The 14,696-nt window shown below is 34.0% G+C and carries 17 protein-coding genes; 12 read left to right on the top strand and 5 right to left on the bottom strand.

The genetic code is table 11. From position 1 onward, the window contains the following. From QZZ51_RS08140 to QZZ51_RS08130, 3 genes are all read right to left on the bottom strand, one after another. The coding region (locus QZZ51_RS08140) for an HD domain-containing protein (protein ID WP_291868421.1) at positions 1-452 on the bottom strand (452 nt) is incomplete at its 3' end. Positions 453-496: 44 nt separating this feature from the next. After that, positions 497-1,729, bottom strand: coding sequence for a M48 family metallopeptidase (locus QZZ51_RS08135; protein ID WP_291868418.1), 1,233 nt, complete (start codon positions 1,727-1,729; stop codon positions 497-499). Between the two features lie 29 nt (positions 1,730-1,758). Beyond that, positions 1,759-2,562, bottom strand: a complete 804-nt coding sequence (locus QZZ51_RS08130; RefSeq protein WP_291868415.1) for an RNA methyltransferase — start codon at positions 2,560-2,562, stop codon at positions 1,759-1,761. A 61-nt stretch (positions 2,563-2,623) separates the two neighbouring features. Here QZZ51_RS08130 and QZZ51_RS08125 point away from each other — a divergent pair, with 61 nt between their 5' ends. The 9 genes from QZZ51_RS08125 to QZZ51_RS08085 all read left to right on the top strand — a co-directional run bounded on the left by QZZ51_RS08125 (position 2,624) and on the right by QZZ51_RS08085 (position 9,483). Next, positions 2,624-2,833, top strand: coding sequence for a hypothetical protein (locus tag QZZ51_RS08125; RefSeq protein WP_291868410.1), 210 nt, complete (start codon positions 2,624-2,626; stop codon positions 2,831-2,833). Positions 2,834-2,986: 153 nt separating this feature from the next. Beyond that, the gene (locus QZZ51_RS08120) at positions 2,987-3,448 is read left to right on the top strand and encodes a (2Fe-2S)-binding protein (protein WP_291868408.1); all 462 of its coding nucleotides are present in this window, start codon (positions 2,987-2,989) and stop codon (positions 3,446-3,448) included. A 17-nt stretch (positions 3,449-3,465) separates the two neighbouring features. Beyond that, positions 3,466-5,682, top strand: a complete 2,217-nt coding sequence (locus QZZ51_RS08115; RefSeq protein ID WP_291868404.1) for a molybdopterin cofactor-binding domain-containing protein — start codon at positions 3,466-3,468, stop codon at positions 5,680-5,682. A 26-nt stretch (positions 5,683-5,708) separates the two neighbouring features. Continuing rightward, positions 5,709-5,948, top strand: coding sequence for a molybdopterin converting factor subunit 1 (gene moaD, locus QZZ51_RS08110; protein ID WP_291868401.1), 240 nt, complete (start codon positions 5,709-5,711; stop codon positions 5,946-5,948). Beyond that, on the top strand, positions 5,948-6,367 hold the full coding sequence (locus QZZ51_RS08105; RefSeq protein WP_291868398.1) for a molybdenum cofactor biosynthesis protein MoaE: 420 nt from the start codon (positions 5,948-5,950) through the stop codon (positions 6,365-6,367). Before moaD ends, QZZ51_RS08105 begins: the two co-directional genes overlap by 1 nt. Positions 6,368-6,370: 3 nt before the next feature. Further along, positions 6,371-7,354 (top strand): GTP 3',8-cyclase MoaA, encoded by a 984-nt coding sequence (moaA, locus tag QZZ51_RS08100; RefSeq protein WP_291868395.1) that lies wholly within the window; start codon positions 6,371-6,373, stop codon positions 7,352-7,354. After that, positions 7,354-7,827, top strand: coding sequence for a cyclic pyranopterin monophosphate synthase MoaC (moaC, locus tag QZZ51_RS08095; protein WP_291868392.1), 474 nt, complete (start codon positions 7,354-7,356; stop codon positions 7,825-7,827). The genes moaA and moaC overlap by 1 nt, the downstream gene beginning before the upstream one ends. Then, positions 7,811-8,413 carry a molybdenum cofactor guanylyltransferase gene (locus QZZ51_RS08090; RefSeq protein WP_291868389.1) on the top strand — a complete coding sequence of 201 codons (603 nt, stop codon included), beginning with the start codon at positions 7,811-7,813 and terminating at the stop codon, positions 8,411-8,413. The genes moaC and QZZ51_RS08090 overlap by 17 nt, the downstream gene beginning before the upstream one ends. Next, positions 8,410-9,483, top strand: coding sequence for a HesA/MoeB/ThiF family protein (locus QZZ51_RS08085; RefSeq protein ID WP_291868386.1), 1,074 nt, complete (start codon positions 8,410-8,412; stop codon positions 9,481-9,483). Before QZZ51_RS08090 ends, QZZ51_RS08085 begins: the two co-directional genes overlap by 4 nt. A gap of 50 nt (positions 9,484-9,533) precedes the next feature. On the opposite strand, the gene trpB is transcribed toward QZZ51_RS08085, so the two are convergent. Continuing rightward, positions 9,534-10,736: a tryptophan synthase subunit beta gene (trpB, locus tag QZZ51_RS08080; protein WP_291868384.1), complete on the bottom strand. Its 1,203-nt coding sequence runs from the start codon at positions 10,734-10,736 to the stop codon at positions 9,534-9,536. Positions 10,737-10,894: 158 nt separating this feature from the next. Here trpB and QZZ51_RS08075 point away from each other — a divergent pair, with 158 nt between their 5' ends. The 3 genes from QZZ51_RS08075 (at position 10,895) to QZZ51_RS08065 (ending at position 13,314) form a co-directional block, all read left to right on the top strand. Then, on the top strand, positions 10,895-12,085 hold the full coding sequence (locus tag QZZ51_RS08075) for a molybdopterin molybdotransferase MoeA (protein WP_291868381.1): 1,191 nt from the start codon (positions 10,895-10,897) through the stop codon (positions 12,083-12,085). Positions 12,086-12,090: 5 nt separating this feature from the next. Then, positions 12,091-12,567, top strand: a complete 477-nt coding sequence (locus QZZ51_RS08070) for a hypothetical protein (protein WP_291868376.1) — start codon at positions 12,091-12,093, stop codon at positions 12,565-12,567. A 204-nt stretch (positions 12,568-12,771) separates the two neighbouring features. Then, entirely contained in the window at positions 12,772-13,314 is a 543-nt protein-coding gene (locus QZZ51_RS08065; protein WP_291868374.1) for an HNH endonuclease, read from the top strand. A 77-nt stretch (positions 13,315-13,391) separates the two neighbouring features. Here the strand turns inward: QZZ51_RS08065 and QZZ51_RS08060 are convergent, their stop codons facing one another. Continuing rightward, on the bottom strand, positions 13,392-14,690 hold the full coding sequence (locus QZZ51_RS08060; protein ID WP_291868372.1) for an amidohydrolase: 1,299 nt from the start codon (positions 14,688-14,690) through the stop codon (positions 13,392-13,394). Positions 14,691-14,696 lie beyond the last annotated feature (6 nt).

Raw genomic sequence — 14,696 nt, 5'->3', positions numbered from 1 at the left:
ATTTTAATAATAATAACTCTTACATCATCATTAAGGGTCAATAGCATTTTTCTAAAATTCTCCGCTTGTTGGGAGATATTCATGTCCTTTTTTAGATGTGCAATTTTGGTAAGACCATCTACTATACGAGCAACAGTTTCCCCAAACATACGATCTATATCATCTAGGGTGTACTCTGTGTCTTCTACAACATCATGCAAAAGTGCAGATGCTATGGATACAGCATCTAACCCAATTTCTGATGCTACTATTTTAGCAACTGCAATAGGGTGAAAAATATAAGCCTCACCAGATTTTCTCCGTTGATTTTTATGCGCATCTACAGCAATTTCAAAAGCAGAACGTATTAGTTTCTTATCGTCATCAGATAAATTCTGATAGCTAATACGAAGCAGTTCTTTGTATTGCTTGGCAATTTCTTTATTTTCTTTTTCTATTTCAGTCTCTGTCATACTTCATTAAATTTACCACAAACATTATTGGTATACAACAAAAATTACACCTTTAAATTACGTATTCTTTCGATTAAAGGTGGATGGGAGTAATGCATAAAAACATAAGATGGGTGGGGAGTAAGATTACTTAAACTGTTTTTTGATAGTTTTTTTAAACCTGTTATTAGGGGAGTAGCTTTATACGTGTTTTTGGCGTAATCATCTGCTTGGTATTCAAATTTTCTAGATAAGTAATTCATAATAAGTCCAGTAACTTCGGATATTGGACTGTATAAAATACCGAAACCAATTAAAGCAGCATGGAAACTAGGTTTAGCAACGCCTATGGCTAAAGATACCTCCGGTGTATTTATGAATAAAGACAAAAGGAATAGGGTAAGCCCTGTTAATAATATAGAAGCAAAAAGATTAAAAAGTATATGTTTCTTTTTATAATGACCAACTTCATGCGCTAGTACGGCTACAATTTCCTCTTCTTCTAAATCATTAATTAAGGTGTCATAGAGGGTTACTCGTTTTTCTTTGCCAAAACCAGAAAAATAGGCATTTGCTTTTGTGGATCGTTTAGAGCCATCCATTACATATATATTATCTAAGGCAAAACCAACGGTCTCTGCATAGCTTTGTATCTTACTTTTTAACCCTCCTTTTTCTAGGAGAGTCTGTTTGTTAAATAGTGGAACAATAAGTTTGCTGTAAAAAAGATTCATAAAAATGGTTACCAAAACCATCATGCCCCATGCGTAAAGCCAAAAATTACTTCCTGCCCATTGAAAGAACCAAATAATCAATGCTAGAAGACTTCCTCCTAATACTACCATCATAATCCAACCCTTAATTTTATCCATAAAAAAAAGAGGTAATGTAGATTTGTTGAAACCAAATTTTTCTTCAATGACAAAGGTCTGGTAATAGGAAAAAGGAGTAGTTATAACATCGCTTCCAATTAAAATTATTCCGAAAAAGAGAAGTGCTTTAATAATGTCATTGTCTGTTATGGAAGCTACCCATTGGTCTATAAAATGAAAACCACCTAAGGTTAGAAAACTTAAGGTCAATAGCAAAGAGAAGGTAGAAGAGATAAGTCCAAAACGATAGTTTGCTTTTTTGTACTCTTGCGACTTGTGGTATTCCTCTTCGTTAAAAACATCCTTAAGTTCAAAGGGAATGGGGTCTAGGTATTTTTGAGCATTTAAATAATCGAGAAAAGTTTCTACTAAAAACTGCAAGATTAATATGCTAATGATTATATAAAATAGAAAGTTACTATCCATAGGGTAATTTTGTTAGGTGTGTATTTCTATTATAAAAACTGTCGTTGCCTCTTTGCTTCAAAAATAATAATAGAAGCGGATACGGAAACATTCATAGAATCTATTTCGCCTTGCATGGGTATAATTATATTTTCTGTAGATGCTTTTAGCCAAGTATCTGTCAGTCCTGTAGCTTCTGTGCCAACCACAATGGCAGATGCTTTGTTATAATCTATGGTAGTGTAATTTTTAGAAGCAGTAAGTGCAGCACAATAGATATTTATGTTATTACGGTTTAAATAGCTTATTATTTCATCTGTATTGGCCATAGCAACAGGAACGGTAAATACACAGCCAACACTAGAACGTATAATATTAGGATTGTATAAATCGCTTTTTGGATTGGCGATAATTACACCATCTAAATTAGCGGCATCTGCAGTTCGTAATAATGCCCCAATATTACCAGGTTTTTCAGGCGCTTCTGCAACTAAAATTAATGGGTTTTTATTTTTTAGTTTAAAACCTTGTAAGGAAGTGTCTTTAGATTTAACAAGGGCAATAGCGCCTTCTGTAGTTCCTCTATAGGCGATTTTTTGGTACACCTCTTTAGATACGGATATACAATTTGAAACAAAACCGAAGGACGGCTCTAGAGCTGCTTCGGGGAGTAGATTTGGTTCAAAAAAAAGGGTGTCGATACTATAACTCCCTTTAAGAGCGAGTTGAATTTCTCTTTGGCCTTCTAAAACAAAAAGGCTAGTTTTTTTTCTCTCTCTAGCTTTGTCCTTTAGAAGAAGTATTTTTTTTACTAACGGATTTTGTAAACTACTTAAATGTTTAAATTTACTCATTGGTACAAAAATAATGTAATTCCCAAATTATTATAACGACAACCTTAAAAAATATAAAATTATGTTTTATAAGTTACCATATACTTCGCTACTTGTACTTGTTTTTAATTCCAGTAAAGAGGATGCTACCCATAAAGTAGAGCCTTTAGGAAAGGAAATAAAGGAAGTTGAAAAAGTGGTAATTTTTAATGGTGTAAAATTGAATAAAGAAGAACACTCAGATGTTTTTTACGCAGCCCCAAAAGAAGCTATATATGCTATGAAGAAGTAGTTTATTTAACATAAAGAAAGGTTAAAATAAGTTTGAATTTAAAGAGGGTATATTATTTATCTATATTTTTAAAGCTCTTGTGATAAAAACAAGCGTGTTAAATGCAGTTTATTTTGCATTTATTTACATTAAACTAATTCAATTCTTTAACATATGGCAACTTTTAACCTATCAATTAATGGAAAATCGCATACAGTAGATGCCGATTCGGACACACCTCTTCTATGGGCACTTCGAGACCATTTAGAAATGGTCGGAACCAAATATGGTTGTGGTATAGGGCAATGTGGCGCTTGTACTGTGCATGTAGATGGCAATGCAACCAGAAGTTGTTTGTTGCCCATATCTAGTTTAGAAGGAAAAGAAATAACTACTATAGAAGGACTTTCTTTAGACGGATCCCATCCTGTGCAACAAGCTTGGAAAGAAGTAGATGTTCCACAATGCGGTTACTGCCAAGCGGGACAAATTATGACGGCTTCCGCATTTTTAGAGACAAATCCTAAACCTACAGAAGAAGAAATTAAGGCAGCTATGAACGGAAATATTTGTAGATGTTCCGCATATAATCGCATACAAAAAGCAGTCGCTATTGCATCTGAAAAAATTGGGTAACCTAAAAAAAATAAAAAATGGCAACACAAGAAACTTCTAATTTTAGTAGAAGAGGATTTTTAAAAGCATCTTCTTTAGCAAGCGGTGGAATGCTCATAGGTTTTAACCTTTTTACGGCATGTAAACCAAAGGCAGAAATGCCTATAGATATATCTAAATTAAATTTTGCAGATTTTAATGCTTTTATAAAAATAGCAGAAAATGGAATGGTAACCATATTTTCTCCGAACCCAGAAATAGGGCAAGGAGTAAAAACATCTATGCCTATGATAATTGCAGAGGAGCTTAATGTTTCCTGGAAAAATGTAATAGTAGAACAAGGAGTTTTAGATACCAATAATTACACAAGACAGGTAGCAGGAGGTAGTCAATCTATTCGTTTTGGTTGGGAACCTTTAAGACAAACAGGAGCAACGGCAAGACAAATGTTGATTAATGCAGCAGCTGCTCGTTGGGGTGTTGATGCTTCTGACTGCGTTGCAAAAGATGGTGTAATAACCAATGGTAAAGGAGAGATTTTAGGTTATGGGGATGTTGTAACGGAAGCGGCAAGTTTAGAAATTCCTGAAAATGTAGAACTTAAAGACCCTAAAAATTTTACCATTATAGGTACAGGAGCTAAAAATGTAGATATTGATGGAATAATAATGGGGAAACCTCTTTTTGGACTCGATTATAAAGTAGAAGGAATGGTATATGCTTCTGTTTTAAGACCTCCTGCTTTTGGGCAGACGTTAGAATCTTTTGATGCCTCTGATACTAAAGAAATACCTGGTGTTATTGATGTTATTACTATTGGAGAAAAGGCAAGAAAATTACTAAATAGTGAGAATCCAGGATGGTCTGTAAAGTTATGTAATAGTGATAAGGTAGTTGTAATAGCAAATTCTACTTGGGCTGCTATGAAAGGGAAAAAAGCAATAAAGGCAGTTTGGAAAATAGATACACCTTTAGAAGATTCTGCAAGCCATGATACAGAATTATTACATTTATTAGATGGTAATAAATTTAGAACTATGCGTTCCGATGGCAATATTAAAAAGGCTTTCGCCAGGGCGGATAAAGTGTTAGAAAGAACATATGAATCTCCTTTTTTACCCCACAATTGTATGGAACCTATGAATTTCTTTGCAAATGTTAGCGAGGATAAAGTAAAACTCGTAGGGCCAATACAGACACCAGAGGCTCTGGCTACCGCTGTATCTATTTTGTTAGATAGAAAGTTAGACGATGTTAGCGTAGAGATGACCCGTATGGGAGGTGGATTTGGAAGAAGATTGTATGGTGATTTTGCCATAGAAGTGGCAGAAATTGCAGATGCTATCAGAAAGCCTGTTAAAATGGTTTCTTCTAGAGAAGATGATATGACAACAGGAGTGTATCGTCCAGCAATTAAATATCGTCTAAAAGCCAGTATAAAAGATGGAGAAGTTACAGGCTATCAACTTAAGGAAGCTGCGGTAAATGGGAATATGTATGGATTAATTCCAAACTTTTTTCCTGCAGCTGCAATTGAAAATTATCAAGTAGATGTGGCAAGCTTAAAAAGTAATATTACTACAGGGGCTTGGAGAGCACCTTATACTAATTTTTTGTCTTATGCAGAACAAAGTTTCTTAGACGAATTGGCAGAAGTATTAGAAAAGGACCCAGTACAAATGCGATTAGACCTGCTTCAAAAAGTAAAAGGGACTAAAGATGATAGAATTCAATATTCTCCAGAACGTTTAGAAGGAGTGATAAATTTAGTAGTAGAGAAATCGGGTTATAGAACGCCAAAGAAAGGTGTTTACCAAGGTTTTTGTTCTTATTACTGTCACAATACCCATGTAGCTGAGGTAGCAGATGTTGTTATGGAAAATAATCAGCCAGTTGTAAAAAAGGTTACCGTTGCTGTAGATTGTGGTATTGTGGTGAATCCACTTGGAGCAATAAACCAAATAGAAGGAGGAGTTGTAGATGGTGTTGGCCATGCTATGTATGGAGATTTTAATTTTAAAGATGGAATGCCAGATAGTAATAACTATGGTAGTTACCGTCTTGTTCGTATGAATGAAGCACCCAAGGTGGATACGTATTTTGTAGAGAACAATTTATCCCCAACAGGATTAGGGGAGCCAACATTGCCTCCAGCAGGAGCCGCAGTTTCTATTGCCATTCATAAGGCTACCGGAAATAGAATATATAAGCAACCTTTTATTAAGAATATGGAGCCTAAAGAGGTAGTAGGATAGAAGAGTAGCGTAAAATAGAGAATAGAATGAATGTACTATTTTTTGGAATAGCAAGAGATATTGTGGGGACATCAGAATTATCAATTTCGGATATAGTAAAAAATCCGACGGTAAATGATTTAAAGCAATATTTAATAAGTAAATATTCTAATTTTTCTAAATTAACATCCTTTGCAGTGGCAGTTAATAATGAGTATGCTAAAGATGATGTACCTTTAGAACAGAATGATGAAATTGCAATTATTCCACCAGTAAGCGGAGGCTAATGAAGAAATTGAATATAGAAATTGTGGATATTATAGATACTTCCAAGATGTATGCTCAATTATCGCATGCGCATAGTGGAGGTATTTGTGTTTTTATAGGAACGGTAAGAGAGTTTACAAATAATGAAGAGGTAGTAGCACTAGAATTTGAAACCTACCAAGCAATGGCTATAAAAGAAATGCAAAAAATTGCAGATGAAGCTGTTGCAAAATGGAATCTTAATAGTGTTATTATTCAACATGCTGTTGGTGCTAAAAAAGTAGAAGAACCTGTAGTTATCGTTGGAGCTTCTGCTGCACATAGACCAGAGTGTTTTGAAGCATGTAGGTTTTTGATTGATACTTTAAAAGAGCGTGTTCCTATTTGGAAAAAAGAAATGTTTAAAAATAAAGAGGTGTGGGTATCTGCTCATCCATAGACTATGCTAGTAGATAATCATAATAGAACCATAAATTACTTGCGTTTAGCAGTAACCGATCGTTGTAATCTGCGATGTAATTACTGTATGCCTTCAGAAGGGATAAATTTTGCGCCAAACGATAACTTATTTACTATAGATGAGCTACGTAAACTAAGTGTAATTCTAGTTGGTCAGGGTATTGATAAAATAAGAATAACAGGAGGGGAACCTTTTGTCCGTAAGGATTTAATGGTTTTGTTGCGTCACCTATCTCAATTAAAAGGCTTAAATGATATTTCTATAACCACTAACGCAACCGTAATTGGTCCTTATATTGATGAGCTTAAAGCTTTAGGTATAAAAAACATTAATGTTAGTTTAGATGCAATTAACAGAGATACATTTGAGCGTATAACCAGACGGAAAGAATATGAAACAGTACATGCTAATATTCTTAGGTTAATAACAGAAGGTTTCAATGTTCGTATTAACTTTATAGCATTAGAAGAGCAGAATACGCAAGATATTATTCCAATTTTAGAACTAACAAAAGATTTTAATGTTTGTGTGCGTTTTTTAGAAGAAATGCCTTTTAATGGAGGAACAAAATCGTTCTCTAAACTAAAATGGGACTATAGGCATATTTTAGAGCACATAAAAGAAGGTTTTCCAAACTATTATAAATTAGAGTCCGAGAAAACTTCCACTTCTATAAATTATAAAATTCCAGGATATAAAGGCTCGTTTGGGGTTATACCATCCTTTAGTAGAACTTTTTGTGGAAGCTGTAATAGGTTGCGTATCTCTGCAACAGGAGATGTAATTACGTGTTTATATGCCAAAGCTAGTTCTAATTTACGAGATATTATGCGGGCAGAAAATTCCGAAATTGGGATTCAAAATGAAATTTTAAAAGCTGTTGGTAACAGAGCAAAAACAGGTTTTGAAGCCCAAGAAAAGTATAAAGATGTTTTTTCTAACTCTATGACATCAATAGGAGGATAATGAGTGCTAAATTAACACATATAGATGAAGCTGGTAATGCGGTTATGGTAGATGTATCTAATAAAGATATTTCTCCGCGTTTGGCTATTGCTTCCGGAAAAGTAGTATTTCCTGAGTCGGTTTTTAGAACGTTATCCCAACAACAGTTTTCAGGGAAGAAAGGGAGTATTTTGCAAACAGCAATTATTGCAGGTATACAGGCAGTAAAGAAAACATCGGAATTAATTCCACTTTGTCATCAAATAAATCTTACTAAAGTACATATAGATATAGTACCAAGGATTAATGAGTTATTGGTTACTTGTACTGTAAAGTGTACAGAGAAAACAGGTGTTGAAATGGAAGCCTTAACAGGGGTTTCTGTAGCTGCGTTAACGGTTTATGATATGTGTAAAGCTTTATCTCAAGAAATAGTTATATCGGAGATTCAATTAGAGAAAAAAACAGGAGGAAAAAATGATTTCGAGCGATAAAATATACGGTCTAGTTCTTTCAGGCGGAAAGAGCACCCGTATGGGGCAAGATAAAGGCTTGTTAGCATACCACGGTAAACCACAACGAGAATATTTGTACGAGATGTTAAGTGCTGTTTGTGAAAATACTTTTATGAGTATTCGTAAAGAGCAAGAATCAGAAATAACATCAGAATTTAAAACTATAATAGATGACAATGCCTTTAAAGGCCCATATAACGGCCTTCTGTCTGCTCATAAGAAATATCCAGAAGCTGCATGGTTAGTTTTAGCCTGCGATTTACCTCTAATAGATGCTGTTTCTTTAAAAAGGTTAATAGAGGTAAGGAATACAAATAAACATCCATTAGCAACTTCTTTTGCGCTAAAAGAAAACCCATTACCAGAACCACTATGTGCTATTTGGGAGCCAGAAGCTTTAAAGCAATCCATAGCATATTTAGAGGCAGGAAATGGTAGTTGCCCCCGTAAATTTTTAATTAAAAATGATGTGGATTTGGTTTTTCCTTCTCAGGAGAATGCCTTGTTAAATGCTAATTCTTTAGAGGATTATAAAGAAGCAATAGCTAAAATTGCCAAGGTATGAGTCAGGAAAGGTATAGCCGACAAATACAGTTAAAAGGTTTTGGAGCATCTGCCCAAGAAAAATTATCTAAAGCAAAAGTATTGGTTATTGGCGCAGGAGGCTTAGGCGTTCCTGCTCTTACCTATTTAAACGCAATGGGTGTTGGTGAAATAGGAATAGTAGATAAAGATGTAGTCTCTATTACCAATTTACATAGGCAGGTTTTATATGATGAGGGCGATGTTGGAGAATCTAAGGTAAAAGTAGCTGCAAGAAAATTAAGAGCGCAGAATTCTAAGACAAAAATAAACACTTTTGATACTTTCTTAGATGTAACAAATGCACTAGAGATTATAAAGCCTTATAATTATGTTATAGATGCTTCGGATAATTTCCCAACAAGATACCTTGTGAATGACGCTTGTGTTGTATTAAAGAAACCATTTGTTTATGGAGCTTTGCATAGTTTTGAAGGGCAGGTGAGTGTTTTTAACGCAAACGGTGGACCGACATATAGGTGTTTATTTCCTAATATGCCTAAAGAAGATGAGGTGCCCAATTGTAATGAGAATGGAGTTTTAGGAATTTTACCTGGTATAGTTGGTAACCTACAGGCTTTGGAAACCGTGAAATTAATTACCGGAATCGGAGATTTGCTGTCCGGAACTTTATTGATTTTTGACGGATTAGCGCAAAGAACACAAAAAATAAAATTTTCTTTAATAGAGGAAAACAATACTCTTTCGAAGTTACAATCTAGCTATGATTTTGATTGTAGTGTCGATTTCTCATCCATAGAAGTAATTGGTTTGCAACAATTAATGGAAGATAAAAAAATACAGCTTATCGATGTTCGTACGGAAAATGAATTTGAAGCAGAATATTTAGCGGGTGCAATTAATATTCCATTGCCAGAAATGGAAGAAAGAATAGAAGAACTGGATGTCAATAGTCCTGTTTATTTTATATGTCAATCAGGTATACGTAGTAAGAAGGCAATTTCAATAGTGCACGCAATACATCCAAAAGTAATATGTATTAATGTTAACGGGGGAATGAATAGTATGAACTCTTTTTCTAATTTTAGTTAATTACAAAAGGTAGTTATGTTTTTTTATTACAACTACCTTTTGTAAGATATCTATTCTGGTAAACCATAAGTGTCTACTACAAAATCTATATCCTTATCACCTCTACCACTTAAATTAACAAGTATAGAAGATCGTGGATTATCTTGTGCCAATTTTATAGCAAAAGCAACAGCATGAGCACTTTCTAAGGCTGGAATTATACCTTCTAATCTACTAAGTTCGTAAAAAGCAGCAATAGTTTCTTTATCCGAAGCTATTTCGTAGGTAACTTTTTTTAAATCTTTAAGCATGCTATGTTCTGGCCCCACTCCTGGGTAGTCTAAACCACTAGCAACAGAATATACAGCACTAGGTTCCCCATCTTCATCTTGTAGAGTATAGCATTTAAAACCATGAATAACCCCAGGTTTCCCTAAGGTCATAGTGGCAGCATGTTCGCCATAGTCTAAGGAACGTCCTCCAGGTTCTACACCATATAATTTACATTCTTCATGTTCTAGAAAAGCAGAGAAAATCCCCATTGCGTTACTACCTCCTCCTACACAGGCTACAACATTATCGGGTAACTCTCCTGTCATATCTAGAAATTGCTCTTTAGCTTCGATACCTATAACACGTTGAAAGTCCCTTACAATCATAGGAAAAGGATGTGGACCAACTACAGAGCCAATACAATAAATAGTATTAATAGGGTCTTTTAAGTAGGCTTCAAAAGCAGAATCTACCGCTTCTTTTAAGGTTTTTAAGCCATGTGTTACAGGAATAACAGTAGCACCTAATATTTTCATGCGAACAACATTAGGGTGTTCTTTAGCCATATCAACTTCGCCCATATGAATTTCACATTCTAGCCCAAAATATGCAGCAGCAGTTGCTAAGGCAACACCATGCTGTCCTGCGCCCGTTTCAGCGATAAGTTTCTTTTTTCCTAGATGTTTAGCCAAAAGAGCTTCGCCCATGCAATGGTTTAGCTTGTGCGCTCCCGTATGGTTTAAATCTTCTCGTTTTAAATATATTCTACCGCCATATTTTTCGGATAATCGGCTACAGAAATAAACAGGTGTTGGTCTACCTTGGTAGTGTTTGCGAATACTACGCAATTCGGATATAAAACGATGAGACTTGCTAATAGCGTAATAAGCATCCGTAATTTTTTTCATTTCCTCTTCGAGCATAGGAGGAATGAATGCTCCGCCATACTCCTTAAAAAAACCATCTTTACTAGGATAGGTTTTAAAATAATTTTCTGCCATAAAAAGTGTTTTGTTTGTATTAAAGTTACTAAAAATGGTTTAGTTTTAGATTTATTATTACTATGTTTTTAAATATATTTTTTAAATTACATAGTATTTTTCTAAATACATGCAAGAAAAGGTTTTATGGCTTTAAATAGGACACTTAATAAGATAAAATGATACAATTTGATGAGGCTTTTATTAAGGTTATAGAACATTCCATAGATTTTGGGACAGAAACCGTTTCTTTAAAAAATAGTATAGGAAGAGTACTTGCAGAAACTATTTGTGCAGACCGGGATTTTCCTCCTTTTAACCGCTCTACTAAAGATGGTATAGCTATTAATTACAAATCCGTTCTAGAAGGAAGAAAAATTTTAAAAATAGAAGGAGTGTGTAGTGCAGGAATGCCACAACAAGAATTAAAAGACTATACCAATTGTTTGGAAGTAATGACTGGTGCTGTAGTGCCTAAGAATACCGATACGATTGTTATGTATGAGCATATTACAATTAATAACGGTAAAGCTACTTTTCTGAAAAAACCAGAACAAGGCATTAATATTCATGCTAAAGGAACCGATGAAAGAGAAGGAGTGGTTTTATTACCTATAGGAACTTTAATAGATGCTGCTGAGGTCGGTATCTTGGCAACTGTGGGGAAGGCAAAAGTGAAAGTAAAAAGGTTGCCTAGAACAAGTGTTATTTCTACAGGGAATGAGCTTGTTGCTGTAGAAAAGACACCATTGCCGCACCAAATACGAAAATCGAACACCATTTCTTTAGAGGTAGCGCTGTATAAGGAAGGCATTTTTTCGAAACAATTACATTTAGCAGATGATAAACAAGAGATAAAAAAAGCATTGCATAGTACTCTGGAGCATAATGATGTGCTTTTGTTAAGCGGAGGTGTTTCTAAAGGAAAGTACGATTATATTCCAGAGGTTATGGAGCAGTTAGGTGTACAAAAGATATTTCATCGTGTAGCTCAAAAGCCAGGAAAACCTTTTTGGTTTGGCGTACATGAAAAAACGAAAACTGTGATATTTTCTTTTCCAGGAAATCCAGTTTCTACTTTTGCTAATTACCATGTTTATTTTTTGCCATGGTTACGGAAATCTTTAAGATTGCCTCAGGAAAATTTACAGGTTTTACTACAAGAGGAAATAGAAGTAAAATCTCCATTGACCAGATTTATTCAGGTTAAGACTTTCTTGCAAGAGGGGTGCTTTTGTGTAGAACTAATAAACGGAAATGGCTCAGGAGATTTAACTACACTTTCTAAAGCAGATGGATTTATTTGTTTAAGACCAAAAGTTGGGGTTTATAAAATAGGGGAGCTTGTTCCTTTTATAAAAGTAAAATGAGAGAAATGAAAACAAAGATATTATTTGTGTTTTTTGTTATTTTCTTTTTTGGAAACATATTATTTTCTCAAAATAATTATCATAAAATTTCAGAAGCAATAGATAGCGAACCTATTTATCTTATTAACGATAGTATTATTGGAAATAAGCAAATAATAGAAAAGTATAAGAGTTATATTGAAGAGATTTCTATAATGCATGGAATTCAGATAGAAGAGACAAAATATTCTAATTTCAAGGGAAAAGGTGTTCTTTTTATTCAATTAAAAATAACGTTAGAGAGTAAAGGGCAAAAGGAGCTAAATACCTTTTTTGGCTTAAAAGAGAATAGTCCTGTATATGTAGATGGGTATTCTATAGCTAATGGGTCATATTTTATTTCAGTAGAAAGTATACAGGTTGCAGAAATTATTTTTCCAAATAAAGAAAATAAATTGGAGAGTAAAGCTCTAAATATTATAGTTTCTCCTAAAAATAAATAGAGTACTTTTAAATTATATTTTTGTTATGTATTTTTTTAATTGTTTTTGTAAGATTTAACATCTTATTTGTTGTTTTTTATATGATTTAGATTTGCTATTTGTAAGGAATACCTCAAATAGTAACAGTATTACAAAGAATTTTATATCTTGTTTAACAGAAAGACAAAAAACCACCATTAACTATCATTTTAACCCCCCAAATGAATGATAAAAATATTTAGAAATGAAAAATGGAAAGTCATTGTGTTCGATGACAAAATTTCCAAAAAAGAGAAGTACAAAATTTCTAATTACGGACGAATCATTAATTGTAAAGGCGATACCGAAAAACTGGTAAAGGTCACTTATATTAATGGATATCAAAACTTGCCTGTAAAACAAGAAGTTAATAAAAAGCTTACGAGTAGGTATGTTCATAAATTAATAGCGGAACATTTTTTGGATAAAAATGATGGATTATATGTTATTCATCTAAACTATGATAAGAAAGATAATCGTATTGAAAATTTAAAATGGGCTACTAAAAAAGAAAAAGAAGAACATCAATTTAGTAATCCGGAGTATAAGGAAGCCTCAAAAAGGCGAAGATATTCTAAGCTTTCGGAAGCAAAAGTAAGATTGCTAAAGAAAAAAATTAACGACCCTAATAGACGTACTAGGTTAAAAATGATAGCAAAACAGTTTGGTATTTCAGAAATGCAACTGTACCGTATAAAATCTGGTGAAAACTGGGGTTCCGTAGAATAGAAATTATAAAGTATTGGTATAAAAAAAAGCTCTTTAAAATATTTTAAAGAGCTTTTTTTGTGTGAAATAAGGATACATTATTTTCCGTTATACTTCTTCATGTAACGTTTCCATAATTTTGTTTGATGTGTTTCTAATGAAATATTCCTTCCATCAATAAAGGCATGGCTTAATTGATTAGTTCTCATGTCTAGAGCATCACCAGAAGAAATAAATAGTGTAGCACTTTTTCCTATTTCAATCGTTCCATACATGCTGTCAATACCAAGAATTTTAGCAGTGTTACCAGAAATTAACTGCAGAGCAACTTCTTTATCTAAACCTTGACCTGCAGCTTGACCAGCATAAAAAGGTAAGTTTCTAGTTTGAAAGTTAGAAGCAGCTCCATTTTGTATACCTACCAGTAATCCTGCATCTACTAGTAATTTAGGAAGTTTGTAAGGAAGATCATAATCATCATCTTCAAAAGACGGTAAATTATGTGTAAATTGAACGAGGACTGGGACATTATTGTTTATTAATAATGAGGCGGTTTTGTGAGCTTCATACCCGCCAACTAAAACGAGTTCCGCTATTTTTTCTTTTTTTAGTCTGGTAATGGCATCTATAATTTCTTTTTCGCCATTAGCATATACATACAATTTCTGAGAGCCATTTAATACTCCTTGAAAGGCTGTAAAGGCAGGGTTAATTTCTTTTGCAGAACTTTTGCCGTAAGCCTCTGCATTACTTATGAAATTAAGGACTTTGTCCACTTGTTTTTGGTACTCTTTATTAGGTATAAACCCTTTTGGCTCTCCTATCCACCATTGTCCTTTTCTAAAGGTAGTTGGCCAATTTAAATGAATGCCATCATCCACTTTTATAGCAGCATCTTCCCAATTCCAAGCATCAAATTGTACAATAGACGATGTCCCTGAAATACGGCCTCCATTTGGAGTTATTTGTCCTATTAATACGCCATTGGGGCGCATGCTTTCTACTAATTTAGACTCTGAGTTATAAGCAATTAAGCTGCGTACGTGTGGTATTATTTCCCCAATTTCGTCTTGGTCATTAGTCGCTCTTACAGCATTAACTTCAATTAACCCTAAGGCTTTAGATGGTGCAATGAAACCTGGGTATAGGTGCTTGTTTTTAGCATCTATTATTGTTCCTTTTCTGGCTATTTTTTGATTAGCATAACCTACAAAAGTAAGTTTGCCGCCTTCGAACATAACCAAAGAATTTTCTATGACTTCTCCATTTCCTAAATGAGCAGTTGCTCCTTCAATAGAAATAGCTTCGGATTGTTTTGGTGCTGGCGTTTGTTGTGCATTACTGGTAAAAGCAAAGCTTAAAAACAAAGCGCAAATTATAGTTGTATATTTTTTCATTTTGTT

Origin of the sequence: Maribacter sp. (assembly GCF_016744255.1) — a bacterium.
In the GTDB taxonomy this organism is placed as follows: Bacteria; Bacteroidota; Bacteroidia; order Flavobacteriales; family Flavobacteriaceae; genus Maribacter_B.
Note: the sequence above shows the minus strand (reverse complement) of the source record. Positions and strands in the feature narration are given on the sequence as shown.